The organism is Micromonospora sp. A200, from assembly GCF_029893845.1.
GTDB classification, from domain to species: Bacteria; Actinomycetota; Actinomycetes; order Mycobacteriales; family Micromonosporaceae; genus Micromonospora; species Micromonospora purpureochromogenes.
The window spans coordinates 58,588-84,460 of sequence record NZ_JARXXY010000020.1 but is presented as its reverse complement, the minus strand read 5'-3'; the positions used below and the strand labels follow the sequence as shown (position 1 = coordinate 84,460).

The 25,873-nt window shown below is 73.7% G+C and carries 24 protein-coding genes and 1 pseudogene; 15 read left to right on the top strand and 10 right to left on the bottom strand.

All coding sequences use genetic code 11. From position 1 onward, the window contains the following. The first annotated feature begins 56 nt into the window (after positions 1-56). A complete protein-coding gene (locus M2302_RS20415) occupies positions 57-1,148 on the top strand; it encodes a UDP-N-acetylmuramate dehydrogenase (RefSeq protein ID WP_280839447.1) in 1,092 nt (363 codons plus the stop codon). A 136-nt stretch (positions 1,149-1,284) separates the two neighbouring features. Here M2302_RS20415 and M2302_RS20410 read toward each other — a convergent pair whose 3' ends face one another. After that, entirely contained in the window at positions 1,285-2,064 is a 780-nt protein-coding gene (locus M2302_RS20410; RefSeq protein WP_280839446.1) for a class I SAM-dependent methyltransferase, read from the bottom strand. 31 nt (positions 2,065-2,095) lie between these two features. After that, complete coding sequence (locus M2302_RS20405; protein WP_280839445.1) at positions 2,096-2,863, bottom strand: SDR family NAD(P)-dependent oxidoreductase; 768 nt, start codon at positions 2,861-2,863, stop codon at positions 2,096-2,098. A gap of 182 nt (positions 2,864-3,045) precedes the next feature. Between M2302_RS20405 and mshA the strand changes: the two genes are divergently transcribed. The 3 genes and pseudogenes from mshA to M2302_RS33155 all read left to right on the top strand — a co-directional run. Continuing rightward, on the top strand, positions 3,046-4,410 hold the full coding sequence (mshA, locus tag M2302_RS20400) for a D-inositol-3-phosphate glycosyltransferase (RefSeq protein WP_280839444.1): 1,365 nt from the start codon (positions 3,046-3,048) through the stop codon (positions 4,408-4,410). A 57-nt stretch (positions 4,411-4,467) separates the two neighbouring features. Then, positions 4,468-4,983, top strand: coding sequence for a YbjN domain-containing protein (locus M2302_RS20395; RefSeq protein WP_280839443.1), 516 nt, complete (start codon positions 4,468-4,470; stop codon positions 4,981-4,983). Between the two features lie 663 nt (positions 4,984-5,646). Continuing rightward, positions 5,647-6,276, top strand: a pseudogene (locus M2302_RS33155) (hypothetical protein); the annotation flags it as partial. Between the two features lie 367 nt (positions 6,277-6,643). On the opposite strand, the gene M2302_RS20385 reads toward M2302_RS33155, so the two are convergent. Then, positions 6,644-7,954: an MFS transporter gene (locus M2302_RS20385; protein ID WP_280839441.1), complete on the bottom strand. Its 1,311-nt coding sequence runs from the start codon at positions 7,952-7,954 to the stop codon at positions 6,644-6,646. 337 nt (positions 7,955-8,291) lie between these two features. Then, positions 8,292-9,623 (bottom strand): MFS transporter, encoded by a 1,332-nt coding sequence (locus M2302_RS20380; protein ID WP_280839440.1) that lies wholly within the window; start codon positions 9,621-9,623, stop codon positions 8,292-8,294. Between the two features lie 151 nt (positions 9,624-9,774). On the opposite strand from M2302_RS20380, the gene M2302_RS20375 reads away from it, so the two are divergent. Then, the gene (locus M2302_RS20375; RefSeq protein WP_280839439.1) at positions 9,775-10,542 is read left to right on the top strand and encodes a phosphoglyceromutase; all 768 of its coding nucleotides are present in this window, start codon (positions 9,775-9,777) and stop codon (positions 10,540-10,542) included. A gap of 50 nt (positions 10,543-10,592) precedes the next feature. Here the strand turns inward: M2302_RS20375 and phoU are convergent, their stop codons facing one another. Then, complete coding sequence (gene phoU, locus M2302_RS20370; protein ID WP_280839438.1) at positions 10,593-11,246, bottom strand: phosphate signaling complex protein PhoU; 654 nt, start codon at positions 11,244-11,246, stop codon at positions 10,593-10,595. Positions 11,247-11,478: 232 nt separating this feature from the next. Here phoU and M2302_RS20365 point away from each other — a divergent pair, with 232 nt between their 5' ends. Together M2302_RS20365 and M2302_RS20360 are read left to right on the top strand one after the other, a co-directional pair. Continuing rightward, positions 11,479-12,750, top strand: a complete 1,272-nt coding sequence (locus tag M2302_RS20365) for an ATP-binding protein (RefSeq protein WP_280839485.1) — start codon at positions 11,479-11,481, stop codon at positions 12,748-12,750. A gap of 20 nt (positions 12,751-12,770) precedes the next feature. Further along, positions 12,771-13,454: a response regulator transcription factor gene (locus M2302_RS20360; RefSeq protein WP_210773632.1), complete on the top strand. Its 684-nt coding sequence runs from the start codon at positions 12,771-12,773 to the stop codon at positions 13,452-13,454. 4 nt (positions 13,455-13,458) lie between these two features. Here the strand turns inward: M2302_RS20360 and M2302_RS20355 are convergent, their stop codons facing one another. Together M2302_RS20355 and M2302_RS20350 are read right to left on the bottom strand one after the other, a co-directional pair. Continuing rightward, on the bottom strand, positions 13,459-14,133 hold the full coding sequence (locus M2302_RS20355) for a response regulator (protein WP_280839437.1): 675 nt from the start codon (positions 14,131-14,133) through the stop codon (positions 13,459-13,461). Then, complete coding sequence (locus tag M2302_RS20350; protein WP_280839436.1) at positions 14,130-15,824, bottom strand: ATP-binding protein; 1,695 nt, start codon at positions 15,822-15,824, stop codon at positions 14,130-14,132. The genes M2302_RS20355 and M2302_RS20350 overlap by 4 nt, the downstream gene beginning before the upstream one ends. Positions 15,825-15,923: 99 nt before the next feature. Here M2302_RS20350 and M2302_RS20345 point away from each other — a divergent pair, with 99 nt between their 5' ends. Genes M2302_RS20345 through rraA form a run of 6 tightly spaced genes read left to right on the top strand, consistent with a single transcriptional unit; the run spans position 15,924 to position 21,270 of the window. Next, positions 15,924-16,934, top strand: a complete 1,011-nt coding sequence (locus M2302_RS20345) for a tripartite tricarboxylate transporter substrate binding protein (RefSeq protein ID WP_280839435.1) — start codon at positions 15,924-15,926, stop codon at positions 16,932-16,934. Beyond that, positions 16,931-17,659: a tripartite tricarboxylate transporter TctB family protein gene (locus tag M2302_RS20340; protein ID WP_280839434.1), complete on the top strand. Its 729-nt coding sequence runs from the start codon at positions 16,931-16,933 to the stop codon at positions 17,657-17,659. The genes M2302_RS20345 and M2302_RS20340 overlap by 4 nt, the downstream gene beginning before the upstream one ends. After that, positions 17,659-19,161 carry a tripartite tricarboxylate transporter permease gene (locus tag M2302_RS20335; RefSeq protein WP_280839433.1) on the top strand — a complete coding sequence of 501 codons (1,503 nt, stop codon included), beginning with the start codon at positions 17,659-17,661 and terminating at the stop codon, positions 19,159-19,161. Before M2302_RS20340 ends, M2302_RS20335 begins: the two co-directional genes overlap by 1 nt. Beyond that, positions 19,158-19,550 (top strand): universal stress protein, encoded by a 393-nt coding sequence (locus M2302_RS20330; protein ID WP_210773628.1) that lies wholly within the window; start codon positions 19,158-19,160, stop codon positions 19,548-19,550. The genes M2302_RS20335 and M2302_RS20330 overlap by 4 nt, the downstream gene beginning before the upstream one ends. A gap of 50 nt (positions 19,551-19,600) precedes the next feature. Beyond that, complete coding sequence (locus tag M2302_RS20325) at positions 19,601-20,794, top strand: MFS transporter (RefSeq protein ID WP_280839432.1); 1,194 nt, start codon at positions 19,601-19,603, stop codon at positions 20,792-20,794. Further along, positions 20,788-21,270, top strand: a complete 483-nt coding sequence (gene rraA, locus M2302_RS20320) for a ribonuclease E activity regulator RraA (protein WP_280839431.1) — start codon at positions 20,788-20,790, stop codon at positions 21,268-21,270. The genes M2302_RS20325 and rraA overlap by 7 nt, the downstream gene beginning before the upstream one ends. Positions 21,271-21,279: 9 nt before the next feature. On the opposite strand, the gene M2302_RS20315 is transcribed toward rraA, so the two are convergent. Then, positions 21,280-22,089 carry a hypothetical protein gene (locus M2302_RS20315; protein WP_280839430.1) on the bottom strand — a complete coding sequence of 270 codons (810 nt, stop codon included), beginning with the start codon at positions 22,087-22,089 and terminating at the stop codon, positions 21,280-21,282. Positions 22,090-22,163: 74 nt separating this feature from the next. Here M2302_RS20315 and M2302_RS20310 point away from each other — a divergent pair, with 74 nt between their 5' ends. Both M2302_RS20310 and M2302_RS20305 read left to right on the top strand, forming a co-directional pair. After that, positions 22,164-23,108 carry a Ppx/GppA phosphatase family protein gene (locus tag M2302_RS20310; RefSeq protein WP_280839429.1) on the top strand — a complete coding sequence of 315 codons (945 nt, stop codon included), beginning with the start codon at positions 22,164-22,166 and terminating at the stop codon, positions 23,106-23,108. A gap of 76 nt (positions 23,109-23,184) precedes the next feature. Next, entirely contained in the window at positions 23,185-23,991 is an 807-nt protein-coding gene (locus M2302_RS20305) for a sugar phosphate isomerase/epimerase (protein ID WP_238450594.1), read from the top strand. Positions 23,992-24,107: 116 nt separating this feature from the next. Here M2302_RS20305 and M2302_RS20300 read toward each other — a convergent pair whose 3' ends face one another. Further along, positions 24,108-24,686 carry a CGNR zinc finger domain-containing protein gene (locus tag M2302_RS20300; RefSeq protein WP_280839428.1) on the bottom strand — a complete coding sequence of 193 codons (579 nt, stop codon included), beginning with the start codon at positions 24,684-24,686 and terminating at the stop codon, positions 24,108-24,110. 19 nt (positions 24,687-24,705) lie between these two features. Next, a complete protein-coding gene (locus M2302_RS20295; protein WP_280839427.1) occupies positions 24,706-25,872 on the bottom strand; it encodes a glutathionylspermidine synthase family protein in 1,167 nt (388 codons plus the stop codon). Between the last annotated feature and the right edge of the window lies 1 nt (position 25,873).

Here is a 25,873-nt window from a genome sequence, read left to right as displayed (position 1 = left end):
GGGTGACCGGGCCACCAGTGGGTGCCACGGCTACCCCTCAGCCTAGGGTGAGAGGCGTGTCAGACGTCTACGCCCAGCCGACAACCGGAGCCGACCCCGCCGACCCGGCCACCCTGGCGAGATACACCACGCTGCGCCTCGGCGGCCCCGCCGGCCGGCTGGAGACCGCCACCAGCGCCGAGGAAATCGTACGAAGCGTGCGCCAGGCGCGGGAGCGGGACGAGCCCGTCCTCATCCTCGCGGGCGGCAGCAACGTCGTCGTGGGCGACGAGGGCTTCCCCGGCACCGTCGTGCTGGTCCGGTCGCGGGGGCTGCGGGTGGTGGCCGAGGACGCCGACACCGTCACCGTAAGGGTCGAGGCCGGCGAGCCCTGGGACGACCTGGTCGCCGCCACCGTGGACAACGGCTGGTCGGGGCTGGAGTGCCTCTCCGGCATCCCCGGCTCGGCCGGCGCCACCCCGATCCAGAACGTCGGCGCGTACGGCCAGGAGGTCGCCGAGAGCATCACCGGCGTCCAGGTGTACGACCGCGCCGACGACAGCCTCGGCCGGGTCGAGGCGGCGGACTGCGGCTTCGCCTACCGGTCCAGCATCTTCAAGTACAGCGACCGCTGGGTGGTGCTCTCGGTCGACTTCCGGCTGCGCCGCTCGACGCTCTCCGGCCCGGTGCGCTACGCCGAGCTGGCCCGGGCGCTCGGCGTCGAGGTGGGCGACCGGGTGCCGCTGGCCGACGCCCGCGCGACGGTGCTGAAGCTGCGCGCCGGCAAGGGCATGGTGCTCGACGCCACCGACCCGGACACCTGGTCGGTGGGCTCGTTCTTCACCAACCCGGTGCTCGACCGGGAGGCGTACGAGCTGCTGCGCGAACGCGCCACCGACCTCGGCGAGCCGCCCTCCTGGCCCTGCCCGGGCGACATGGTGAAGGTCAGCGCCGCCTGGCTGATCGACAAGGCCGGCTTCGCCAAGGGCGATCCCGGCCCCGAGGGCACCGCCATCTCCAGCAAGCACACCCTGGCTCTGACCAACCACACCGGCACGGCCAGCACGGCGGCCCTGGTCGCCCTCGCCCGCGACATCCGCGACACGGTCCACACGCGCTTCGCCGTCACCCTCCACCCCGAACCCGTCCTGATCAACTGCACCATCTGACCCCGCCCCGGCCCGCCACCCCCGGCCAGGCCGCGTTGATCAAGAAGTTTGCGTCACCCCGGGCCGGATTCCTGACCAAAACCTCTTGATCACCTAGGTGCGGGCGCGAGCGGGGGTGGTCGGGCGGGTCGGCGGGTCAGGTGGGGGCGATGGCGGGCCAGGGGAGGGTGAGTTCGCCCTGGCGCCAGCGGGGTGGGCGGTCGAGGACGGGCCAGCCGGACTGTTTGAGGGCGCTGACGGCGCGGAGCCAGCGCTGGCGGGGGCCGAACGGGGCGTAGCCGGCGGCGGCCTGCCAGGCGTCGTCGAGGGCGCGGATCAGGTCGTGCACCGGCTCGCCGGGGACGTTGCGGTGGATCAGCGCCTTGGGCAGGCGTTCGGCCAGCTGGGCCGGGGTCTCCAGGGTCGCCAGGCGGGCCGCCAGGGTCAGCGTGCGCGGGCCGGCCGCGTCGACCAGCACCCAGCTGCCCAGCCGGCCCAGCTCGTCGCAGGTCCCCTCGACCAGCGCCCCGCCCGGGGCGAGCCGGTCGGTGACCGTACGCCAGGCGGCGGCGACCTCGCTCTCGTCGTACTGGCGCAGGACGTTGAACGCGCGCACCAGGACCGGACGCAGGCCGGCCAGCTCGAAGCCGCCCCGGGCGAAGGTCAGCCCGGGCGGGTCGGCGGCGGGCGCGGCGGCGGCCACGCGTACCGGATCGATCTCCAGCCCGACCACCCGCACGTCGGCGCGGACCCCGGTGGCCAGCCGGGCGCGCAGCTCCACGGCGGTGACCGGGGTGGCGCCGTAGCCGAGGTCCACCACCAGCGGGTCGGCGGCGGCGCGGAGCCGGTCGCCGCAGGTGGCCACGATCCAGTTGTCCACCCGCCGCAGCCGGTTGGGGTTCGTCGTCCCCCGGGTCACCACGCCCTGGGGCCGCACCGGCCCGGCCCTCACCCGCGACCGGCCCGGCTCACTGCCCGACCCGGTGCACCTTGTGCTGGGCGGCCTGGGCCAGCGGGCGGACCACCAGCCGGTCCACGTTGACGTGGTGCGGGCGGGTGGCGCACCAGGCGATGCAGTCGGCCACGTCCTCGGCGACCAGCGGCTCGGGCACCCCCGCGTACGTGGCGGCGGCCTTGTCGGCGTCCCCGCCGAAGCGGACCAGCCCGAACTCGTCGGTCCGCACCATGCCCGGGTCGATCTCGATCACCCGGACCGGCCGCCCGCACAGCTCCAGCCGCAGCGTCCCGGCGATCGCGGTCTGCGCGTGCTTGGCCGCGGCGTAGCCACCGCCGCCCTCGTACACGGTGAAGCCGGCGGTGGAGGAGACGATCACGATGGTCCCGGCGCCGGACGCCTCCAACGCGGGCAGCAGCGCCTGGGTGACCCGGAGCGTGCCGAGCACGTTGACGTCGTACATCCACTGCCAGTCGCCGATCGCGCCGGACTCCACCGGGTCCAGCCCGCGCGCCCCGCCGGCGTTGTTCACCAGCAGGGTGACCGGCCCGGGCGCCGCCTGCGCGGCGGCGGCCAACCCGGCCACCGACTCGTCGGAGGTGACGTCGCAGGCCACCGCCGTGGCCGTGCCGCCGGCCGCCTCGATCTCCTTGACCAGCCCGGCCAGCCGGTCGGTACGCCGGGCGGCGGCCAGCACGTGGAAGCCCTCGGCGGCCAGCCGGCGGGCCGTCGCCGCGCCGATCCCGCTGGACGCCCCGGTGACGATCGCGACAGAGGTCATCCGGACATTGTCCCCTCCGCCGCGGACCGGCCGGGGCGGGGGCCGTCGATGAACTGGGTCACGCCGGGGGAGAGCGCGGGCGCATTTCCGTAGCCCGATGGGGAAGATGACACCCGGCGCGCGAGTTGACCGAGAAGCGCCGGTCGTGCGGGACGGCATAAACCGTGACAAGAGGAGCGGACGTGGCGGAAATGCACACCGGCGTCGGTCGTCAGCGAGGTGCCCGTCCGTGGCCGCGCCCCCGGCGGATCGCCACCCTGTCCGTGCACACCTCCCCGCTGCACCAGCCCGGCACCGGTGACGCCGGGGGGATGAACGTCTACATCCTGGAGGTCGCCCGGCGGCTCGCCGAGGCCGACGTCGAGGTGGAGATCTTCACCCGGGCCACGTCCGGTGATCTGCCCCCGGTGGTCGAGATGGCGCCCGGCGTGCACGTCCGGCACATCACCTCCGGGCCGCTGGAGGGGCTGACCAAGGAGGAGCTGCCCGGGCAGCTCTGTGCCTTCACCGCCGGTGTGCTGCGCGCCGAGGCGGCCCGCCCGCCCGGCCACTACGACCTGATCCACTCGCACTACTGGCTCTCCGGCCAGGTCGGCTGGCTGGCCAAGGAACGCTGGGGAGTGCCGCTGGTGCACACCGCGCACACCCTGGCCAAGGTCAAGAACGCCCAGCTCGCCGCCGGTGACCGCCCCGAGCCCAAGGCCCGGGTGATCGGTGAGGAGCAGGTGGTCGCCGAGGCCGACCGGCTGGTGGCCAACACCCGGGTCGAGGCCGCCGACCTGATCGGCCGCTACGACGCCGAACCGGCCCGGGTCGCCGTGGTCGAGCCCGGCGTCGACCTCGACCGCTTCCGTCCCGCCCCCGGCGACCGGGTCGCGGCCACCCGCGCCGCCCGCCGCCGGCTGGGCCTGCCCACCGACGGGTACGTGGTGGCCTTCGTCGGTCGGATCCAGCCGCTCAAGGCGCCCGACGTGCTGATCCGCGCGGTCGCCGCGCTGCGCGAGTGCGCCCCGGCCCTGGCCGAGGAGCTGACCGTGGTGATCTGCGGCGGCCCGAGCGGCAGCGGGCTGGACCGGCCCACCTCGCTGATGGAGCTGGCCGGATCGCTCGGTGTCGCCGACCGGGTGCGCTTCCTGCCCCCGCAGACCGGCGACGACCTGCCCGCCCTCTACCGGGCCGCCGACCTGGTCGCGGTGCCCTCGTACAACGAGTCGTTCGGGCTGGTCGCCCTGGAGGCGCAGGCCTGCGGTACGCCCGTCGTCGCGGCCGCAGTCGGTGGTCTGGTCACCGCCGTGCGCGACGGGGTCAGCGGGGTGCTCGTCGACGGCCACGACCCGGCCGACTGGGCCGCTACGCTCGCCCGCCTGCTGCCCGACCGGGCGCTGCGGGCCGACCTGGCGGCGGGCGCGGCCCGGCACGCCCGCAACTTCTCCTGGCAGCGCACGGTTTCCGGCCTGCTCGCTGTCTACGGGGAGGCGATCGCCGAGCACCGGGGCCGGCTGGCCGCCCAGCTCGCCGGGGACCCGGCGCTGTCCTGTTCCTGGTGACCCCGGCCACTGCCGCGCGTCCGGTGCGTACCGGCGGGCGCCCGTAGAGTGGGTGCGATGAGCGCGAAGAGCGACCTGGCCGCCCTGATCGAGTCCGTCTGCACCGAGCGTGAGCTGGACTGGGAGTCGACCGGCGAGGGTTCCTACGCGGTCACCCTGCCCGGCACGCACAAGCTCAAGACGGTCTGCAACCTGATCGTCGGTGAGCACGCGCTGCGGGTCGAGGCGTTCGTGATGCGCCAGCCCGACGAGCGGCGCGAGGAGCTGTGGGCCTGGCTGCTGCAGCGCAACGCCCGGATGTACGGCGTCTCGTTCTCCATCGACGCGGTGGGCGACGTCTACCTCACCGGTCGGGTCAACCTGGCCGGGATCGACGCCGACGAGCTGGACCGGCTGCTCGGCGCGGTGCTCACCTACGCGGACGAGTCGTTCGACACGATGCTGGAGATCGGCTTCGGCAGCTCGATCCGCCGGGAGTGGGAGTGGCGGGTCAAGCGGGGCGAGTCCACCGCCAACCTCGCCGCCTTCGCCCACCTTTTCGAGCCGTCCGCCGGAGGTTCGGACCGGTCCTGACGGGTATGCCGCACCGCTGCGGTGCGGCGAAACGGGACCCGCCGCAGGCCGAGACGGACTGTCGAGGAGCGTGCGATGGCTCAGCGGAACAGCTCAGGTCGCGGCGGAACTGCGACCAGGACAAAACAGCAGGCGGGCAACCAGACGCCGAACACTCCGGGGATCTCGGAGTCGGAGATCTCGCGGATGCGGGTCGACGACATCCGGGGGCAGTTGCGGCGTCGCGGTGTCTCCGGCATCTCCGCTCTGCGCAAGCCCGAGTTGGTCAAGACGCTCGCGCGGACCCTGCGGTCCGAGGGCCGCCCCGGCGCCGCGGCCCGGCGCACCACCGGCCCGGCGGGCCGGGCGCCCGCCAAGAAGGCCGGCGCGACGAAGGCCGCCGCCGCGAAGAAGACGCCGGGTGCTCGGAAGACCACGACCGCCCGGGCGAAGGCCGCGCCGGCCCCCGCCCGTAAGGCGGCGCCGGCCCGCAAGGCCGCCCCGGCGGCCCGGAAGGCGACCACCGCCCGGGCGAAGGCGGCACCGGCCAAGGCGGCCCGAGCCAAGGCCGCGCCCGCGAAGGCGGGCGCTCGCGCGAAGGCCGCGCCGGCGAAGAAGACGGCCCCGGCGAAGGCGGGCGCCCGCGCCAAGGCGGCCCCGGCGAAGGCCGGCGCTCGCGCCAGGACGGCCCCGGCGAAGAAGGCCCCGGCGAAGAAGGCCGCGCCGGCGAAGGCGGGCGCCCGGGCGAAGGCCGCGCCGGCCAAGGCGGGCGCTCGCGCGAAGGCCGCGCCCGCGAAGAAGACCGCACCGGCGAAGAAGGCCGCGCCGGCGAAGGCCGGGGCTCGGGCGAAGGCCACGCCGGCGAAGGCCGGGGCCACGCCCGCCCAGCGGGTCATCGCCCCGCCGGCCGCAGTCGGCGCGGCCGCCCCGGCCCGGACCACCGGCGTACGGACCGGCCGGTCCAGTTCCCGGTCGGTACGGTCGTCGCAGGTGATCTCCTCCCCGGCGGACCGCCCCGAGCGCCCCGGCCGCAGCCTGGTCACCAGCAACCACGAGGTGATCCAGAACTGGGCGCGGGCCCGTGGCGCCCAACCGGCGACCATCGCCGGCACCGAGCGCGAGGGCCGGCCGGGGGTGCTGACCTTCGAGATCCCGGGCTACCGGGAGAGCAGCCGGGTCCAGGTGATCAGCTGGGACGACTGGTTCCGGACCTTCGACACGCGCCGGCTGAACCTCATCTACCAGGAGCAGCTGCGCGACGGTCGGCAGAGCAACTTCTTCCGGACGGAGTCACCCGATCGGGAGGACGCCTGAGGTGTTTACGGGAATGGCCGCCGGGTACGCCGTGTTGACCGTTGCGAGGCCCGGAGCAGGGGTGTCGGACGCCACGCCGGCGCTGTGACCGGCGAGACAGCGATCCGGGTTGAATCCGGAAACCGGGCGAACTAACTTTATTGCACCGCGCCACGCTCGGAACCGTTCGGGGGAGCGGCGGATCGATCAGATCCGAGCACCGAGTGAGGCGCAAAGAAGCGGGTGGAGCACATCGTTGGGGGACGGTGCCACCCGTGGAACCGGCGGCGCGAGCGGGCGACGCTTACGGGGGTGAGTGTCGCCCGCCGCCGCCGGGCAAGCGGTGCGGATGCCCATCACGACCACCGTCGTGGTGGGCGTTCTGCCGTCAGCCCACCGGCTGCGAGGCCCGCGCCGGGGCGGCCACCCGTTGCGCCGCCACCCGGCGCTCCCGGCTCGGCCCCGCCAGCAGGTGCCCGCCCGCGGCGAGCAGACCCAGGGCCGCCACCACCAGCCAGTGCCGCTCCCCGAGGTACTGCAGGCTCACCCCGCCCAGCGTCGGCGCGACGAAGGACGCCGCCGGGAAGGTCAGGTAGAACACCGACTGGTAGCGCGCCCGCAGCTCGGGTGGGGCCAGGTCGGCGTTGATCTGCGCGTTCGGCGGCGCGGCCAGCATCGAGCCGACCGTCCAGACCACCGCAGCGGCCAGGTAGACCCAGAGCTGGTCGGCGACGGCCAGCGCACCGAACCCCACCGCGAGCAGGCCGGTGGAGAGGGCCAGCACCCGGTGCGCCCGACGCCGGTCGATCAGCCCGGGTACGAAGAGCTGCCCCACCACGATCAGCGCACCGCCCAGCGCCACGACCGTCCCGTACGCCGACGGGCTCAGGCCGTCCGCGCGCATCGCCAGCGGCATGATCGTCGAGGTCTGCATGGTGAGCACGGCCAGCACGAAGGTGAGCCCGACGAAGACCAGGAAGGTCCGGTCGGTCAGCGCGGTGTGCAGCCCCGGCGGCCGGGACCGCCCGGCGCCCGCGGCCACCGGCTCGCCCGCAGTCCGCCCGGCCCCGGCCTGGTCCGGGCGGCTCCCCACCGGTCCGGTGCGGCCGTGGGGCAGGGTCTCCGGAACCTTCCAGGCGATCAGCACGGCGGCGGCCAGGGTGGCGACGGCGTCGACCAGGAAGAGCGCGAGGAAGCTCGCCTCGGCCAGCAGCCCGGCCAGCAGCGAGGCCACCGCCATGCCGAGGTTGAACGCCCAGAACTGAAGGTTGAACGCGCGGGAGCGGCGGTGCTCGGGGACCACGTCCACGATCGCCGCGACGAAGGCCGGGCTCGGCATCGAGTGCGCGATCCCGACCAGCGCGGCCAGCGCCGCGATCACCGCGAGGTGCCGGCTGAACGCCAGCCCCACCATCAGCCCCGCCGCCGCCAGGTGCGCGGCGACCAGGGTGGCCCGCCGGCCCCAGCGGTCCGCCAGCACCCCGCCGAGCAGCACCCCGACCGCCCCGCCCGCCCCGTACGCACCGACCACCGCGCCGGCCAGCGACTCGCTGGCCCCGCGCGCCGCGGTGAGGTAGAGCGACAGGAAGAGCACCGCGAAGGCGCCGGCCCGGTTGACCAGCAGCCCCGCCCAGAGGTACCAGAAGGTGGCGGGCAGACCGCCGGCAGTTCCGTCCCACCAGCGCCGCAACCCGCGCACCCGTCCTCCAGAAACCTTGTTAACCGATCCGTCCCCGACCGTATGCAGCCCCGCCCGACCGCGCCACCGTGTCGGTGATCACCAGCGCACCGCCAGCGGTGTCCCGGGTTACCGCACGGTTCGGGCGGGCCGGAGGCGGACGGTGGTGGGAGGTCCTGTCGAGCTGATGTCGCCAACGACTCGGGCTCCCGGTCCGACGGGCTTGATTCGTTCACGTCATCAGCTCGAAAGGGCCCGCAGGGCGCCCTGCCTCGTCCGAGCTCGGAAGGCCGCCGGGCGGGCGGCAGCGGCCTCGGCCGGTCCGCGTGCCCGGTCGGGGTGCCGGCGGTCGGCGTACTCAGGAAGGGGTGTGGGCCGTGACCGGCTCGGCCGGGGCGGTGGCGGCGGCCTCGGCCGCCTGGGGGGCCGGCTGCCGGACGGCGGTGACCGGCGTGACCGGCTGCGTCGCCGGCCGGAGCTGGGCGGCCCGCCGCTCGCGGGCCGGCCCGGAGACCAGGTGGGCCACCGCCATCAGCGCGCCGATGGCGGCGCAGCCGAGCCAGAGTTCGGTGTTGCCGGCCCGTTCCCGGACCAGGCCGCCGAGGACCGGCGCGACCGCCCCGGCGATCTGCCAGGACAGCGAGAAGACGCCCTGGTAGCGGCCGCGCAGCCGGTCGGGGGAGAGTTCGGCGATGAGGGTGGCGTTGGACGGCGAGTTGAGCATCTCGCCGAGGGTCCAGATCAGCACGGTGAGGCCGTAGAACCAGGCCGCGTCGGCGAACGCGGTCAGGCCGAAGCCGACGCCCATCACCAGCGAGGCCAGGGCGAGCACGTGCGACCGGCTGCGCCCCCTGATCAGCCGGGGCACGAAGAGCTGCCCGACGACGATCAGCACACCGTTGAGCGCGATCACCGAGCCGTAGGTGGCGGGACTGAGGCCCGAGTCGCCCATCGCGATCGGCAGCATCGAGATGTGCTGGAGGAAGACCAGCGCGGCGAACAGGTTCAGCGCCACGAAGCCCAGGAAGACCCGGTCGGCGGCGATGGTGCGCAGCGCGCCGAGCGGGACGGCGCCGCCGGGGCGGGCCGGGGCGGCCGAGACCCGGCGGGTCTCCTTCACCCGGGTGAAGATGATCAGTGCGGTGACCACGGTGGTGGCCGCGTCGACCACGAAGAGCAGCAGGTAGCCGGCCTGGGCGGCGAACCCGGCGAGCACCGCGGCGCAGGCGAAGCCGAGGTTGATCGCCCAGTAGTTCAGCGAGAAGGCGCGCAACCGGTCCTTCTCCGGCACCACGTCGATCATCATGGCGCCGAACGCCGGCCGGGCCGCCTCGGCGAACATGCCGAGCAGCAGCGCGCCCGTGGCCACCGCCCAGAGCGGCCGGGCGAAGCCGAGCGCGAGCATCATGGTGGCCGCGCCGAGGTGCGCGGTGAGCAGCGTGGGCCGCCGTCCCCAGCGGTCGGTGAGCGTGCCACCGACGGTGGTGCCGACCGCGCCGCCGACGCCCCACAGGCCCAGCACCAGGCCGGCCTGGGTGGGGGAGAAGCCGCGTTCCTTGGTGAGGTAGATGGCGAGGAAGACCAGGACGAACGAACCGAGCCGGTTGATCAGGGTGCCGGTCCAGAGGTACCAGAAGGTCCTCGGCAGCCCTCCGGTGGTGTCCCGGAACCAACTTCGCACCGTCCGCACGCCCGCGCCCCCGCTTCGGTAATGACCGCCAAGTTCTAAGCGCCTTACAACCTAGTGTCGGCCCGGAACGCGGGTCATCGGTTTTTCCACGTGGTGGTCGTCACGGCCACCAACCGCGTGTCCACCGGCGGGGTGCGGCAGGATGATCGGCATGACTGCGAGCGAGGGGCCCACCGTCGGGACGCTGGTCCTGCTGCGGCACGGCGAGAGTGACTGGAACGCCAAGAACCTCTTCACCGGCTGGGTGGACGTCGACCTGACCGAGAAGGGCGAGAACGAGGCGCGGCGCGGCGGCGAGCTGATGCGCGAGCACGACCTGCTGCCCGACGTGGTGCACACCAGCGTGCTGCGCCGCGCGACCCGCACCGCCGAGCTGGCGCTCAACGCCGCCGACCGGCACTGGATCGCGGTGCGCCGGTCGTGGCGGCTCAACGAGCGGCACTACGGCGCCCTCCAGGGCAAGAACAAGAAGCAGACCCTGGAGGAGTACGGCGAGGAGCAGTTCATGCTCTGGCGCCGCTCGTACGACACGCCGCCGCCGCCGATCGCCGATGACGACGAGTTCTCGCAGGTCGGCGACCCGCGCTACGCGCTGCTGCCGACTGAGCTGATGCCGCGCACCGAGTGCCTCAAGGACGTCGTCGAGCGGATGCTGCCGTACTGGTACGACTCGATCGTGCCGGACATCCTGGCCGGCCGTACGGTGCTGGTGGCCGCGCACGGCAACTCGCTGCGCGCCCTGGTCAAGCACCTCGACCAGATCAGCGACGAGGCGATCGCCAAGCTGAACATCCCCACCGGCATCCCGCTGCGCTACGACCTCGACGCCCAGCTGCGCCCACACACCCTGGGCGGCACCTACCTCGACCCGGCCGCCGCCAAGGCCGCCGCCGCCGCAGTGGCCAACCAGGGCCGCTGACGCCACGACGAAGGCCCCCGGTCCGCCGGGGGCCTTCGTCGTCGCCCGGGTCAGCTCGCCGAGGGCGTGCTCTGGCCGGTGATCAGGTAGACCACGTGCTCGCCGGCGTTCACCGCGTGGTCGGCGAAGCGCTCGTAGAAGCGGCCGAGCAGGGTGGCGTCGATCGCCGTCTCCACCCCGTACGGCCAGTCGTCGCCGAGCAGCACGCCGAACAGGCTCTTGTGCAGGTCGTCCATGGCGTCGTCGTCGCGGTCCAGCTCGGCGGCGAGGTCGGCGTCGGGCTTCGCCAGCACCGTGCCGATCTTCTCCGCCATCCGGTCGGCGATGCCAGCCATGTCGGTGAAGACCGGCCGCAGCTCGGCCGGCACCGCCGGCGACGGGTGCCGGCGCAGCGCCGTCTTGGCCACGTGGTCGGCCAGGTCGCCCATCCGCTCCAGGTCCGCCGCGACGTGCAGTGCGGTGATCATGGCCCGCAGGTCGGAGGCGACCGGCGCCTGCCGGGCGAGCAGGTCGCAGACCCGCTCCTCGACGTGCCGGTAGAGGTCGTCGATCTCGGCGTCCCGCGCGATCACGGCCTCGGACGCCTCGCGGTCGGCGGTGAGCAGGCCGCGGGTGGCCTGGCGCATCGCGGCGCGGACCCCTTCCGCCATGTCCACCAGCAGCTGGCTGACAATCTGCAGGTCGGCCCGGAACTCGTCGCGCATCGTCACTTCCTGGGGTCGGTGCCGCCGGCCCCGGGGCAGGGGCGTCCGGCATACGGGTCGAGCGGTGCGCGCCAACCGTAGGCGGGGGGAGCGGACCGGAGGTGAACTCCGGTGAACGACGCGGGACCCGCGAGTGAACTTCTGCGGAAGTGAGGATGATTCGTCCCGTTATGGGCGATAGCCAGGTTAACAATGACCCTACGATCGCCGGGTGGAATGGGTGGTGGCGGTCGTGGTGGCCGTGGCGCTGGCGACCGGCCTGGTTGCCGGTCTGCTGCTGTCCGGGGCCGTCCGCGAGTGGCGGCGCCGGGCGGCGTCGTCGGGGAGCGGTGGCTCCCGCTGGAGCTCAGGGAGGCTCGTGATTCCCGACGACCAGCAGGGCCGCCTCACCGGGCTCGGCCGCAAGACGATCGACTCACTGCGCGCCGGCGTGGTCGTGCTCGACCCGGACGACGTGCCGGTGCTGGTCAACCCGGCCGCCCGGGCGATGGGCCTGCTCCGCACCGGCGCCACGCCCGGCTCGATCGCCGCCCACCCGCTGATCCGTACCCTCGCCGGGCAGGTGCGCCGCACCGGCGTGCGGCGCGAGATCGAGCTGGACCTGCCGCGCGGCCGCGACAACCCCGGCGTGAACCCGCTCGGGGTGCACCTGCGGGCGATGGGGCTCGGCGCCGGCTACATCTCGATCGAGGCCGCCGACGTCACCGAGTCGCACCGGCTGGCCCGGGTCCGCCGGGACTTCGTCGCCAACGTCAGCCACGAGCTGAAGACCCCCATCGGGGCGCTGCAACTGCTCGCCGAGGCGCTGCTCGACGCCACCGAACCCGCCGGGGCGGCCGCGCCGGACCTCTCCGAGGACCTGGTCGCCGCCCGCCGCTTCGCCGAGCGGATCCAGCACGAGTCGACCCGGCTGGGCCGGCTGGTGCAGGAGTTGCTGGAGCTGACCCGGCTGCAGGGCGCGGAGCCGCAACCCGCGCCGGAGCCGGTCGCGGTCGACTGGGTGGTCGCCGAGGTGCTCGACCGCACCCGGACCACGGCCGCCGCCCGGCAGATCCAGGTGGTGACCGAGGGCCAGAAGGGGCTGACCGTGTACGGCAGCGACGCCCAGATCGCCACCGCCGTGGCCAACCTGGTGGAGAACGCGATCAACTACTCGGGCGAGGGCACCACCGTCCGGGTCGCCACCCGCACCGACGAGGAACACGTCGAGATCGCCGTCACCGACCAGGGCATCGGCATCGCCCCCAACGAGGTGGACCGGATCTTCGAACGGTTCTACCGGGCCGACCAGGCCCGCTCCCGCTCCACCGGTGGCACCGGCCTCGGCCTGGCCATCGTCAAACACATCGCCAGCAACCATGGCGGCCGGGTGGAGGTGGCGAGCACTCTTGGAGGGGGCTCGACGTTCACCCTCCGGTTACCGGCCAGCCCCCCGGCCGACCTGGACACGATACTGCCGTCGACTGGGATCGAGGCCGGCCCGGCCGAGCTTCGCCAGGTCTGACCGCACGAGAGGAAGCACCGTTGAGCCGCGTTCTGGTGGTCGAGGACGAGGAGTCGTTCTCCGACGCCCTGTCGTACATGCTCCGCAAGGAGGGTTTCGAGGTGTCCGTCGCCGCGACGGGACCCTCCGCCCTCACCGAGTTCGACCGGACCGGCGCGGACATCGTCCTGCTCGACCTGATGCTCCCCGAGATGTCCGGGACGGAGGTCTGCCGGCAGCTGCGGCAGCGCTCGCACGTGCCGATCATCATGGTCACCGCCCGGGACAGTGAGATCGACAAGGTGGTCGGCCTGGAGCTCGGGGCCGACGACTACGTCACCAAGCCGTACTCGCCCCGGGAGCTGGTGGCCCGGATCCGGGCGGTGCTGCGCCGGCAGAGCCCCGAAGTGACCGAGTCGGGCGCGCCGACGCTGGCCGCCGGCCCGGTCCGGATGGACATCGAGCGGCACGTGGTGACCGTCGACGGCGCCGCGGTCCAGCTGCCACTGAAGGAGTTCGAGCTGCTGGAGCTGCTGCTGCGCAACGCCGGCCGGGTGCTCACCCGGGGGCAGCTCATCGACCGGGTCTGGGGCGCCGACTACGTCGGCGACACCAAGACGCTGGACGTGCACGTCAAGCGGCTGCGCTCGAAGGTCGAGCCGGAGCCGTCCGCGCCGCGGTTCATCGTCACCGTGCGCGGCCTCGGCTACAAGTTCGAGCCGTAGGCCGTCAGGAGACCCAGCCGTAGCGACGCTCCGGGCGGCCGGCGGAGCCGTACCGGAGGTTGACCTCCGCCCGCCCGGTGTCGGCGAAGTGCTCCAGGTAACGCCGGGCGCTGACCCGGGAGATGCCCACCGCGTTGGCGCACTCGGCGGCGGAGAACGTCCCCGAGTGTCCTCGCAGGGTGCGTTCGACCAGCTCGGCGGTCTCGGCGCTGAGGCCCCGGGGCAGCGCCGAGGTGGCGATGTGCGCGCCGCTGCGGGAGAGCACCCGGTCGACGTCGGCCTGGTCGCTCACCACCGTGGCGCGCAGCGCGTTGCGCCGGGCGGCGTACTGCTCCAGCCGGGTCCGCAGCTCGTCGAAACCGAACGGCTTGAGCAGGTAGTTGACCGCGCCGTAGCGGACCGCCCGACGTACCGCCTCGGCCTCCCGGGCCGCGCTGATCACCAGTACGTCGCAGTCGTGCCGGGCGGCCCGCAGCCGGGTCACCACGTCCAGGCCGAACATGTCCGGCAGGTAGAGGTCGAGCAGCACCAGGTCGGGGCGGAGCTCGTCGACGGCGGCGATCGCCTGTTCGCCGGTGCTGGCCGTGCCCACCACCCGGAAGCCGTCGATCCGCTCGACGAAGCCCCGGTGGATCCGGGCCACCATGAAGTCGTCGTCGACCACCAGTACGTCGATCACCGGACCCCCTCCAGCGTGCCGGTCACCGACATCCGGGCCGTGAACATCGCGCCCTCCTCGGTGTTCGTCACCGCCACCTCGCCGCCGCGACGGTGACAGACCAGCCGGGTGAGTGCCAACCCGATGCCCCGCTCGCCGCCCCGGGCCGCCTTCGTGGTGAAGCCGTGGGTGAAGACCTCCTGGGCCAGTTGCGGGGCGATCCCCGGGCCGGAGTCGCGGACCACGATCTCCACCGAGGAGGCGTCCCGGCGTAGCTCGACCTCCACCCAGGCCGGCCGGTCCGGCACGTCGCCACCGCCCGGCCCGGCGTCGTCCGAAGCGCCGGCCGCCGACGGCGTCGGACCCTCCCGGCCGCCGGCCACCGCCTCGACGGCGTTGTCGACCAGGTTGCCCAGCACCGTCGCGACGTCCGCGGCGACCGCTGGCTCCAGCCGGTCCAGGCCGGTCCGCTCGGAGATCCGCAGCTCCACCCGGCGCTCGGCGGCCAGCGCCGACTTCGCCATCAGCAGCGCCGCCACCGCCGTGTCGTGGATCCGGCTGGTGACGGTGAGGTCGAGCGAGGCCCGGTGCCGGCTCAGCGCGTCGACGTACCGGACCACCTCGTCGTGCTCACCGATCTGGATCAGCCCCGAGATGGTGTGCAGCTGGTTGGCGAACTCGTGGGTCTGGGCGCGCAGCAGCTCGGTGGTGCTGCGGAACGAGCCGATCTCCTGCTCCAGGCGGGCCAGCTCGGTGCGGTCGCGCAGGGTGGTCACCGAGCCGAGCCGGCGGCCGTCCTTGGTCACCGTCATCCGGTTCATCACCAGCACCCGGCCGCCGCGCACGACCACCTCGTCCCGGGCCTCCGGGTCGCTGTCGGCGCCGGCCAGCACGTCCCGCAACCGGCCGGAGATCCTCAGGTCCGCGAGGCTGCGGCCCAGGCAGTCCTCGGGCAGGTCGAGCAGCCGCCGGCCGACCGCGTTGACCAGAGTGATCCGCAGCTGCGGGTCCAGGGCGACCACCCCCTCGGCGAGGCCGTGCAGCAGTGCCTCCCGGTGCTCGGCCAGGCCGGCGATCTCCCGTGGCTCCAGGCCCAGGGTCTGCCGCTTGATCCGCCGGGCCAGCAGCCAGGAGCCGGCCACCCCCAGCAGGCTGGCGATGCCCAGGTACGTGAAGAGGTACGACGAGGCGCCGACCAGCCGCTTCGACCAGGTCGGCGCGGCCTCGCCGATCATCACCACCCCGAGGTGCCGGCCGAGGTTGTACTCACGAGCCCCGAGCACCGGCACCTGGGCCACCAGCTCCCGGGAGCCGCCGACCTCCAGCTCGCCGGACCAGGCCCGGCCCCGCGCCACGTCGGGGTCGCCGAGCACGAGCCGGCTCCCCACCAGCGTCGGGTCGGTGGAGCTGACCACCCGCCCCCGGGCGTCGGCCACGGTCACCGAGGTCACCCCGGACCGGTTCAGCGCGTTCTGCACCAGCGGGGCGACCAGCTCCGCCGGCGCCGGCTGGTTGAGCCGGTCGCGCAGCAACGGGCTGCCGGCGAGCTCCTCGCCGAGGGCGGCCACCCGCCGCCCCTCCACCCGGTTGAAGGTCGCCGCGGACTGGGCCAGCGAGACGGCGGCCACCGCCACCAGCACGACCACGATGATCGCGAGCTGGAGTACGAGCAACTGCCCGGCCAGGGTACGGCGGGGCGTGACCGCGACCACAAAGACCTCAATTTCCGCTGGTGACAGAAGGCAGACAGGGGATCCGCCCGGGGGCCATCATCTTGCCGCCGGACTCCTTCGAAATGGAAGAGAAACATGATGGCAACTCGGAGAAAACTGCTGGTCGTGGGCGTCGCCGCCGCCACGGCGCTGGCGCTGGGCGCGTGCGGCGCCACCGCCGACAAGAACGAGGGCTCGTCCGGCGGCGGTGACGGCAAGCCGGCCACCGGGCTGCGGCTGATGGTGCCGAACACCCCCGGCGGCGGGTACGACACCACGGCCCGTACCGCGGCCAAGGTGATGGAGGACGCCAAGATCGCCACCGGGGTGCAGGTCTTCAACCTGCCCGGCGCGGGCGGCACGGTCGGCCTCCAGCGCACCGTCAACGAGAAGGGCAACGGCAAGCTCGCCATGCAGATGGGGCTGGGCGTGGTCGGTGCCTCCTACACCTCCAAGTCCAAGGCGACGCTGACCCAGACCACCCCGCTGGCGAAGCTGATCGAGGAGGCCGGCGCCATCGTGGTGCCGAAGGACTCCCCGTACAAGACGATCCAGGATCTGGTCACCGCCTGGAAGGCCAACCCGAAGGGGATCGCCGTCGGCGGGGGCTCCTCGCCCGGTGGCCCGGACCACCTGCTGCCGATGCAGCTCGCCCAGACCGTCGGTATCGACCCGCGCCAGGTCAACTTCGTCTCGTACGACGGCGGCGGCGAGCTGCTGCCGGCCGTGCTCGGTGGCAAGGTGGCCTTCGGCGCCAGCGGCTTCGGCGAGTTCCTCGACCAGGTCGAGGCCGGCCAGCTCCGGGTCCTCGCGGTGACCAGCGAGGCGCCGATCGACGCGCTCAAGGACGTGCCGACGCTCAAGTCCGCCGGCATCGACCTGGTCTTCACCAACTGGCGGGGCATCGTCGCGCCGCCCGGCATCAGCGACGCCGACAAGAAGGTCTGGATCGACGCGCTGACGAAGATGCACGAGTCCGACGAGTGGAAGGCCGAGCTGGCCAAGCGGGGCTGGACCGACGCCTTCGTCACCGGAGACCAGTTCGCCACCTTCCTCACCGAGCAGGACAAGTCGGTGGCGGACCTGCTCAAGCAGCTCGGGTTGGCATGAGCGGCAGGACGAGCCGACCGGACCGGGGCGGCGATCCGCCGCCCCGCCCGGGCGCCGCCACCGGACCGGCGACCCCGCCGGTGCCGGGACAGCCGACCGGTCCGGACCCGGCGACGTCGGGCACCGCGCCGGCCACCCCCGGGCCGGACGCCACGGGTACGCCGGTCGGGGCGGCGGAGGCGGAGGCCGCGTCGGACGGGCCCACCCTGCCCGACGCGGCGACCGGGCCGGCGGCGACGCCGGCCCGCGACCGGGCCCAGTACGCGGTCTGCGCGTTTCTCGCCGTGGTCGGCGGGCTGGTCATCGTCGACGCGGCCCGCACCGGGCAGGCGATCAGCACCGCCGACCCGATCGGCCCGAAGCCGGTGCCGATCCTGCTCGGTGTGCTGCTGCTGATCGTCGCCGCGATCTACGCGGTGGACGTGGCCCGCGGCGGCCGCGGTGAGCCGGAGGCCGGCGAGGACGTCGACCTGACCACCCCGATCGACTGGCGGACGGTACTGCTGCTGATCGGCGCCTTCGTCGTCAACGCGGTGCTCATCGACCGGCTCGGTTGGGTGATCAGCGGGACGTTGCTCTTCTGGGGCTCGGCCTTCGCGCTGGGCAACCGGCACCACGTGCGCAACCTGCTGATCGCCGTCGCGCTGTCGTTGATCACCTTCTACACGTTCGCCATCGGGCTCGGCGTGAACCTGCCCGCGGGCGTGCTGCAAGGGATCCTGTGATGGACAACCTCGGAAACCTGCTCGACGGGTTCGCCAACGTGGTGACCCCGATGAACCTGCTGATCGCGCTGCTCGGGGTGACCATCGGCACCGCCGTGGGCGTGCTGCCCGGCATCGGCCCGGCGATGACCGTGGCGCTGCTGCTGCCGGTCACCTACGGGATGGAGCCCACCCAGGCGTTCATCATGTTCGCCGGCATCTTCTACGGCGGCATGTACGGCGGCTCGACCACCTCGATCCTGCTGAACACCCCCGGCGAGTCGTCCTCCGTGGTGACCGCGATCGAGGGCAACAAGATGGCGAAGGCGGGACGCGCGGCGCAGGCGCTGGCCACCGCCGCGATCGGCTCGTTCGTCGCCGGCACCATCGCCACCCTGCTGCTGGTGGTGGTGACCCCGCCGGTGGTGCAGTTCGCGATCAGCCTCGGCGCGCCGGACTACTTCGCGCTGATGCTGCTGTCGTTCGTGGCGGTCACCGCGGTGCTCGGCGCCTCCCGGGTCCGCGGCTTCGCTTCCCTGCTGATCGGCCTGGTGATCGGCGTGGTCGGGATCGACCAGACCGGTCAGCAGCGGCTCACCTTCGGCATCCCGCAGCTCGCCGACGGCATCGACGTGGTCGTGGTGGCGGTCGGCATCTTCGCCGTCGGTGAGGCCCTCTGGATCGCCGCGCACCTGCGCCGCCGCGCCGCCGAGGTGATCCCGGTCGGGCGGCCGTGGATGGGGAAGCAGGACTGGAAGCGGTCCTGGAAGCCGTGGCTGCGCGGCACCGCGTTCGGGTTCCCGTTCGGGGCGCTCCCGGCGGGCGGCGCGGAGATCCCGACGTTCCTCTCGTACACGACGGAGAGGAAGCTCACGAAGCACCCGGAGGAGTTCGGCCGGGGCGCGATCGAGGGCGTCGCCGGCCCGGAGGCGGCCAACAACGCCTCCGCCGCCGGCACGCTGGTGCCGATGCTGGCGATCGGCATCCCCACCAACGCCACCGCCGCGGTGATGCTGGCCGCCTTCCAGCAGTACGGCATCCAGCCCGGCCCGCTGCTCTTCGAGCGGGAGTCCGGTCTGGTCTGGACGTTGATCGCCAGCCTCTTCGTGGGCAACCTGCTGCTGCTGGTGCTGAACCTGCCGCTCGCGCCCGCCTGGGCGCGGCTGCTGCGGATACCCCGCCCGTACCTCTACGCCGGGATCCTCTTCTTCGCCTCGATGGGCGCGTACGCCGTCAACGCCCAGCCGTTCGACCTGTTCCTGCTGCTCACCCTCGGCCTGCTCGGGTTCGGCATGCGGCGGTTCGGCCTGCCGATCCTGCCGCTGATCGTCGGGGTGATCCTCGGCCCGCGCGCCGAGCTCCAGGGCCGGCGGGCGTTGCAGCTCTCCGGCGGCGAGCTGCACGGCCTGCTCGGCGGGTGGGTGTCCTGGACGATCTACGCCGTGGTCCTGGTGGTGCTGCTCTGGCCGGTGCTCGGCCGCTTCGTCGTCCGGGGAGTTCGGGAAAGGCTGGTGACCCGATGACCGTGCTGGTGGGGTACGTCCCCTCGGCCCTGGGTGAGGCGGCCCTGCGGGCCGCCGTCGAGCAGGCCCGGTTCCGCGACGAGCCGGTGCTGGTGGTGAACACCTCGCGCGGCGACGCCTACGTCGACCCGCGCTTCGCCCAGGAGGGCGACCTGGCCCGGGTGGTCCGCGAGCTGACCGCCGACGGGGTGCCGCACACCGTCCGGCAGCTGGTGCGGGGCCGGGACGCGGCCGAGGAGATCGCCGAGATCGCCGAGGCGGAGGAGATCTCGCTGGTGGTGATCGGCATCCGGCACCGCACCCCGGTGGGCAAGCTGATCATGGGGTCGACCGCGCAGGAGATCCTGCTCCGGGTGCCCTGCCCGGTGCTCGCCGTGAAGGCCGACTGAGTGGGATGTCGCGCGTCAGGCACGGGGATCCCGGGCTGACCGGGGTCCCCTTGCGTACCCAGACGGGCCTGCTGCTCGCGCACACCATCGTGGTGCAGGCGGTCACCTTCATGCTCCGCCCGGCGTCCGCGTACCGGGCCCTGGACCTGGACGTGCCGGCGGCCTGGCTCGGCGTGCTCGGGGCCAGCTTCGCCGTCGTGCCGCTGGTGCTGGCGGTCCCTTCCGGCCACGCGGTCGACCGGTTCGGCGAACGCCGCATCGTGCTGGCCGGGTCGGGCCTGCTCGCCGCCGCCGGCGCCTGCTTCGTGCTCTTCGCCGATTCAGTCGCCGGCCTGGTCGTGGCCAGCATGGTGCTCGGCACCGGCCACCTCTGCGCGGTGGTGGGCCAGCAGGCCCTGGTCGCCAACCGCACCCCGGCGGACCGGTACGACGCGGCCTTCGGCTACTACACCTTCGCCGCCTCGCTCGGCCAGGCGTTGGGACCCGGCCTGATCGTGGTCTTCGGCGGGGACCGCCCGATCCCGGACACCGGGGCGATCTTCCTCGGCGCCACCGCGCTCACCCTGCCACTGCTGGTCGCCGCCGCGTTCCTCCGCCCCTCGGCGCACCACCGGCAGGCGGCGGGTCCGGCCGCCGGCGGACTGGCCGGCCTGCTCCGCCAGCCCGGACTGGTGCGCGCCCTCGCGGTCAGCTGCGTCGTCCTGGCGGCGGTCGACATCACCCTGGTCTACCTGCCGGCCCTCGGTGCCGAGCGGGGCATCGCCGCCGGCTCGATCGGCGTACTGCTGGGGTTGCGGGCGGTCGCGTCGATGGCCTCGCGGCTGCTGCTGGGCCGGCTGGTCGCCGCCGTCGGCCGGCGCCGGCTGCTGGTCGGCACCGTCGCCCTCTCCGCCGCCGGCGTCGGGCTGCTGCTGCCGCCCCTGCCGCTCTGGGCGATGGCGGTGGTGGTCACGGTCTCCGGCCTGGGCCTGGGCGCCGGGCAACCGCTGACCATGTCGTTCCTGGCCGAGTCCGCCCCGCCCGGGTTGCGCGGCCGGGCGATGTCCCTGCGCCTCACCGGCAACCGGCTCGGTCAGGTGGTCATCCCGAGCGCCGCCGGCGCGCTCGCCGCCGGCGCCGGGGCGGCCGGCGTGCTCGCCTGCACCGCCGCCGGCCTGGCCGGCGCGGCCGTCGCCGCGACCGGACTGCACCAGGGCCCACCCCCCGATCCGACACCCCGACCAGAGAGGGAAGAACCATGCTGACTCCGACCGCCGACCTCTACGACCGGTACGGCGACGTGCTCGGCTCGTGCGACACCCAGCTACGCCAGTTCGGCGCCGCCCGCGCCTTCGCCGGGCCGGCCGTCACCGTCCGCTGCTTCGAGGACAACGCCCTGCTCAAGTCGATCGTCGCCGAGCCGGGAGAGGGCCGGGTGCTGGTGGTGGACGGCGGCGGGTCGGTGCACACCGCCCTGATGGGCGACCTGATCGCCGGCACCGCGGCGGCGAACGGCTGGGCGGGGGTGGTGATCAACGGCGCGGTCCGGGACGTCACCGCGCTGGCCGCCCTGCCGATCGGCATCAAGGCGCTCGGCGCCAACCCGCGCAAGAGTGCGAAGGCGGGAGCCGGCGAGCGGGACGTGCCGGTGTCGTTCGGCAACTGCGTCTTCACACCGGGAGCCGAGGTGCACAGCGACGACGACGGCGTGGTCGTGCTGCCGGTTCACGCGCGGGAGTAGCTTCGGCGGTCAGCCCTCGCTGGCCGGGTGCGGGGCGACCTGGCCCTGGCGCAGCCGCGCACCGCACAGCTCCGCCAGCTTCGCGTACGCGGGCGCGCCGATCAGCGCGGTCAGCTCCGGGCCGTAGGAGACGTACATCGGCTCGGTGCCGACGTGCGCGTCGGTGGACGAGGTGCACCACCAGTCCAGGTCGTGCCCGCCCGCGCCCCAGCCCCGCCGGTCGAACTCGGTCAGCGTGGAGACCAGCACCTTGGTGTTGTCGGGTCGCTTGGTCCAGTCCTGCTCGCGGCGGATCGGCAGCTGCCAGCAGACGTCCGGCTTGTATTCCAGCGGGTGCACCCCGTCGCGCAGCGCCTGACCGTGCAGGGCGCAGCCGCCACCGCCGGGGAAGTCGGCGTCGTTGAGGAACACGCACGGCGCGTCCACGTCCCGGGTGGCGGTGCGCCGGGCCGCGTTCTTGCCGTCGATCGTGTCGTCCGCGGTCCAGTTCTTGACGCCCCGGCGGAAGTGCTGCCAGGTCTGCGGGGTGAGTCGCTTGACCGCCGCCCGGACCCGCTTCTCGTCGTCGCCGTCGGTGAAGAAGGCCCCGTGCGAGCAGCAGCCGTCGTTGGCCCGGCCGGCGATGATGCCGTGGCAGCCCTTGCCGAAGACGCACGTCCAGCGGGACAACAGCCAGGTCAGGTCGGCGCGGACGAGGTGCCGCTCGTCGGCCGGGTCGACGAACTCGATCCACTCGCGCGGGAAGTCCAGCTCCACCTCACGGCTGCGCGGGTCGCTCGGGTCGTCCACCAGTACGTGCAGTTCCACCTGGCTCGTCACCCGGACCAGCGTACGCGGGGTGACCGGGGCCGGCCGGCGAGCCGCGGAAACGTGTTGGCCCTAGGGTCGACAGCATGCGACTGGGTGTCCTCGACGTCGGTTCCAACACGGTGCACCTGCTGGTGGTCGACGCCCACCACGGGGCGCACCCCTGGCCGGCGCACTCGGAGAAGGTGGTGCTCCGGCTGGCCGAGCAGATCGGTCCGGACGGGGCGTTGACCGAGGAGGGCGCCGACGGGCTGGTCAAGGCGGTCGGCATGGCGCGTACCGCCGCCGCCGGGATGGCCGCCGACGACCTGCTCGCCTTCGCCACCTCCGCGGTGCGCGACGCCACCAACGCCGCCGAGGTGCTGGCCCGGGTCCGGGACGAGACCGGCGTACGGCTGGAGGTGCTCTCCGGCGCCGACGAGGCGCGGATGACCTTCCTGGCGGTGCGGCGGTGGTTCGGCTGGTCGGCGGGGCGGCTGCTGGTGATGGACATCGGCGGCGGCTCGTTGGAGCTGGCGGCCGGCATCGACGAGGACCCGGACGTCGCGGTCTCCCTGCCGCTGGGGGCCGGGCGGTTGAGCCGGGAGCGGCTGCGGGTGGACCCGGCCGGGCAGGTGCCACCCTCCGCCGAGGCGGTGGAGGAGCTGCGGGAGTACGTCGACGGGCTGCTCGACCCGGTGGTGGAGAAGCTCGCCGGGGTGGGCTGGGAGCGCCCCGTCGCCACCTCCAAGACCTTCCGGATGCTGGCCCGGCTGGCCGGCGCGGCGCCGTCCGCGGCCGGGCTCTGGGCCCGGCGCAGCCTCACCCGCACCGGGCTGCAGCAGGTCCTCGGCTTCATCCGGCACATCCCGCCGGCCCAGCTCGCCGAGCTGGAGGGGGTCAGCACGGGGCGGGCGCACCAACTGCTCGGCGGGGCGGTGGTGGCCGAGGCGGTGATGCGCCGCCTGGACGTCCCGGCGCTGGACATCTGCCCGTGGGCGCTGCGGGAGGGCGTCATCCTCCGCCGGTTGGATCAGCTCGAACCGATGTGATCCGCGTCGGTCGTTCTGCGCCATTTGACGCCGCTCGTCCTGAAGCGTGGCGACCGGTCGGGCTACCCTGAGGGGTGTGACTTCCCGCGTCCCCGTGCTCCTGTCCAGTTCCTCGGTCTTCCCTGAGCGGACCGCGGCGGCGTTCCAGCTTGCCGCGGCGCTCGGCTACGACGGCGTCGAGGTGATGGTCTGGACCGACGCCGTGAGCCAGGACGCCGGCGCGCTGCGCGGCCTCTCCGAGCACTACGGCGTGCCGGTCCTGTCGGTGCACGCGCCGTGCCTGCTGGTGACCCAGCGGGTGTGGAGCCCCGACCCCTGGGAGCGGCTGCGCCGCTCGGCCGAGCTCGCCGCCACCCTGGGCGCGCCGGTCGTGGTGGTGCACCCGCCGTTCACCTGGCAGCGGGACTACGCCCGGAACTTCGCCGAGGGGCTCGACGCGATCGCCGGCGAGTACCCGGACCTGCGCTTCCCGGTGGAGAACATGTACCCGGTGCGGATGGCCGGCCGGCAGTTCGTGCCGTACGTGCCCGGCTGGGACCCGACCGAGGCCGGGTACGCCTCGTACACCCTCGACCTGTCGCACTGCGCCGCCTCGCACACCGACTCACTGGCGATGGCCGACCGGATGGGCGACCGGCTGGCGCACGTGCACCTCGGCGACGGCACCGGCGAGGGGCGCGACGAGCATCTGGTGCCCGGGCGCGGCAGCCAGCCCTGCGCCGAGCTGCTGCGCTCACTGGCCGGCCGGGGCTTCACCGGCTCGGTGGCCGTCGAGGTCACCACCCGGGGCGCGAAGAGCCGCGCCGACCGCGAGGCCGACCTGCGCGAGGCCCTCGCCTTCGCCCGCGCCCACCTCACCGCCCCCTCCCCGGTAGACGCCTGACCCACCGGGGTCCCTCTCCCCGTCGATCATGAAGTTGTTGCCCTCCGCCTCGGCGTGTCGGGGCAACAACTCCATGATCGACCGCGGCGGCCGCGCGAGCGCTGCGGTCGGGTGGGTCAGGGGACGGGGGTGAGGGAGTCGGCCTGGGCCGGGACGGGGAGCTGCTGCTCGCCGACCGCGGCGCGCTTGCGGGCCCGGTGGGCGGCCACGTGGGAGCGGGTGGCGCAGCGCTCCGAGCAGAACCGGCGGCAGCAGTTGGACGAGGTGTCCAGGTAGACGTTGCCGCAGCGCTCGTCCGCGCAGACCCCGAACCGGGCGCTGCCGTACTCGCAGAGCCAGACCGACAGGCCCCAGACCGCGCCGGCCAGGTATTCCGCGCTGACCGACGCGCCCCGGCTGGTCACGTGCATGTGCCAGTCGCTGGAGTCGTGGCCGGAGATCCGCGGCTGCACGGGAAACGCCTCCAGCAGGGCGTTCAGCTCGGCCACCGCCTGGACGTCCCGCCCGGAGGTGCCGAACTCGAACACGTCGCGCAGGCGCTTCTGCGCCCGCCGGAAGATCACCAGGTCCCGTTCGGCGACCTCGTCGCGCATCCACGCGTTGTCTTCCGGGAAGAGGGCCCGCAGGTCGTCGAGGTCGTCCAGGCGGGCGTTGACGAGGTCAACGCCGGTCCGGGCGTACGCGTCGAAGTTCACGACCCCAACGGTAGACGACTCACGGGGCGCGCGGCGCGTCGATGTAGTGCGGCAGGAACCGCGCGTAACCGTCAGTGATGAGACTCTCGCTCTCCCGCAGGCCGACGCCGGCCGACTCGCCGTCGACGATCCAGCTCCCCAGCACCGTACGGTTGCCGGCGAAGTCCGGCAGCGCCCGGAACTCCTGGTAGCAGAAGCCCTCGTCGCCGTAGTCGCCCGGATTGGTGATCTCGGTGTCGCCGGTGACGATCCGCACCGCGGCCCCCTCCCGGCCGAGCAGTGGCTTCGCCACGTACTCCGGCATCCCGCGCGGCGAGTCCAGGTACGCCGGCAGCAGGTACTCGTGCCCCGGGTACAGCTCCCAGAGCACGGCGAGCAGCGCCTTGTTGGACAGCAGCAGCTTCCAGGCCGGCTCGATCCAGGTGGTCGGGGTGCCCGGCTCCAGCGCCGCCGGCCCGTACGGCTCGGCCAGCATCCACTCCCACGGGTAGAGCTTGAAGCAGGTCGTCAGCGGTCGGTCGTCGGCGTCGACGAAGCGCCGGCCGTCCCAGCCGACGTGCTGGATCGGCAGCAGCGTCACGTCCAGCCCGGCCTGGCGGGCGGTCTCGGCCAGGTACCCGGCGGTGATCTGGTCCTCGCCCGACTCCTCCTCGTTCGACCAGGTCACGTGCACCCGTCGGTCGTGCAGGCCGGCGCCGATCTTGGCCCAGGCGCCCACCAGCCGCTCGTGCAGGCTGTTCCACTGGTCGGCGTCCGGGTGCGTCTGCTCCAGCCAGTACCACTGGATGATGCTCGCCTCGACCAGTGCGGTGGGGGTGTCGGCGTTGTACTCCAGCAGCTTCGGCGGCCAGCTGCCGTCGTAGGCGAGGTCGAAGCGGCCGTAGAGGGTCGGCGGCCGCTCGCGCAGCGACCGGGCGACCGCCTCGGCCGCCCAGGCCGGGATGCCGAACTCGGCGTACCGGCCGCGGGCGACGACGTGCTCGGCCGCGGCCACCGACATCCGGTGCAGCTCCTCGGTGGCCTCCTCCAGCCGCAGCACCTCGGCCAGGTCGAAGGCGTACGCCGCCGTCTCGTCCCAGTACGACATGGTCCCGCCGTCGGGCAGCTCGGTGTCGACGTACACCAGGCCCTGCTCGCGGATGGTGGCGTCCCAGTCCGGGCGGGGGGTGGCCGCCTCGCGTCGCACC

Excerpts from the sequence above, each read along its gene's own strand:
- phoU (WP_280839438.1), bottom strand. The coding sequence starts at position 11,246 with ATGCGCGACGAGTTCCGGGCCGACCTGCAGATTGTCAGCCAGCTGCTG.
- rraA (WP_280839431.1), top strand. The coding sequence starts at position 20,788 with ATGCTGACTCCGACCGCCGACCTCTACGACCGGTACGGCGACGTGCTC.
- M2302_RS20395 (WP_280839443.1), top strand. The coding sequence starts at position 4,468 with ATGAGCGCGAAGAGCGACCTGGCCGCCCTGATCGAGTCCGTCTGCACC.
- M2302_RS20375 (WP_280839439.1), top strand. The coding sequence starts at position 9,775 with ATGACTGCGAGCGAGGGGCCCACCGTCGGGACGCTGGTCCTGCTGCGG.
- M2302_RS20310 (WP_280839429.1), top strand. The coding sequence starts at position 22,164 with ATGCGACTGGGTGTCCTCGACGTCGGTTCCAACACGGTGCACCTGCTG.
- M2302_RS20405 (WP_280839445.1), bottom strand. The coding sequence starts at position 2,863 with ATGACCTCTGTCGCGATCGTCACCGGGGCGTCCAGCGGGATCGGCGCG.
- M2302_RS20345 (WP_280839435.1), top strand. The coding sequence starts at position 15,924 with ATGGCAACTCGGAGAAAACTGCTGGTCGTGGGCGTCGCCGCCGCCACG.
- M2302_RS20330 (WP_210773628.1), top strand. The coding sequence starts at position 19,158 with ATGACCGTGCTGGTGGGGTACGTCCCCTCGGCCCTGGGTGAGGCGGCC.
- M2302_RS20335 (WP_280839433.1), top strand. The coding sequence starts at position 17,659 with ATGGACAACCTCGGAAACCTGCTCGACGGGTTCGCCAACGTGGTGACC.
- M2302_RS20340 (WP_280839434.1), top strand. The coding sequence starts at position 16,931 with ATGAGCGGCAGGACGAGCCGACCGGACCGGGGCGGCGATCCGCCGCCC.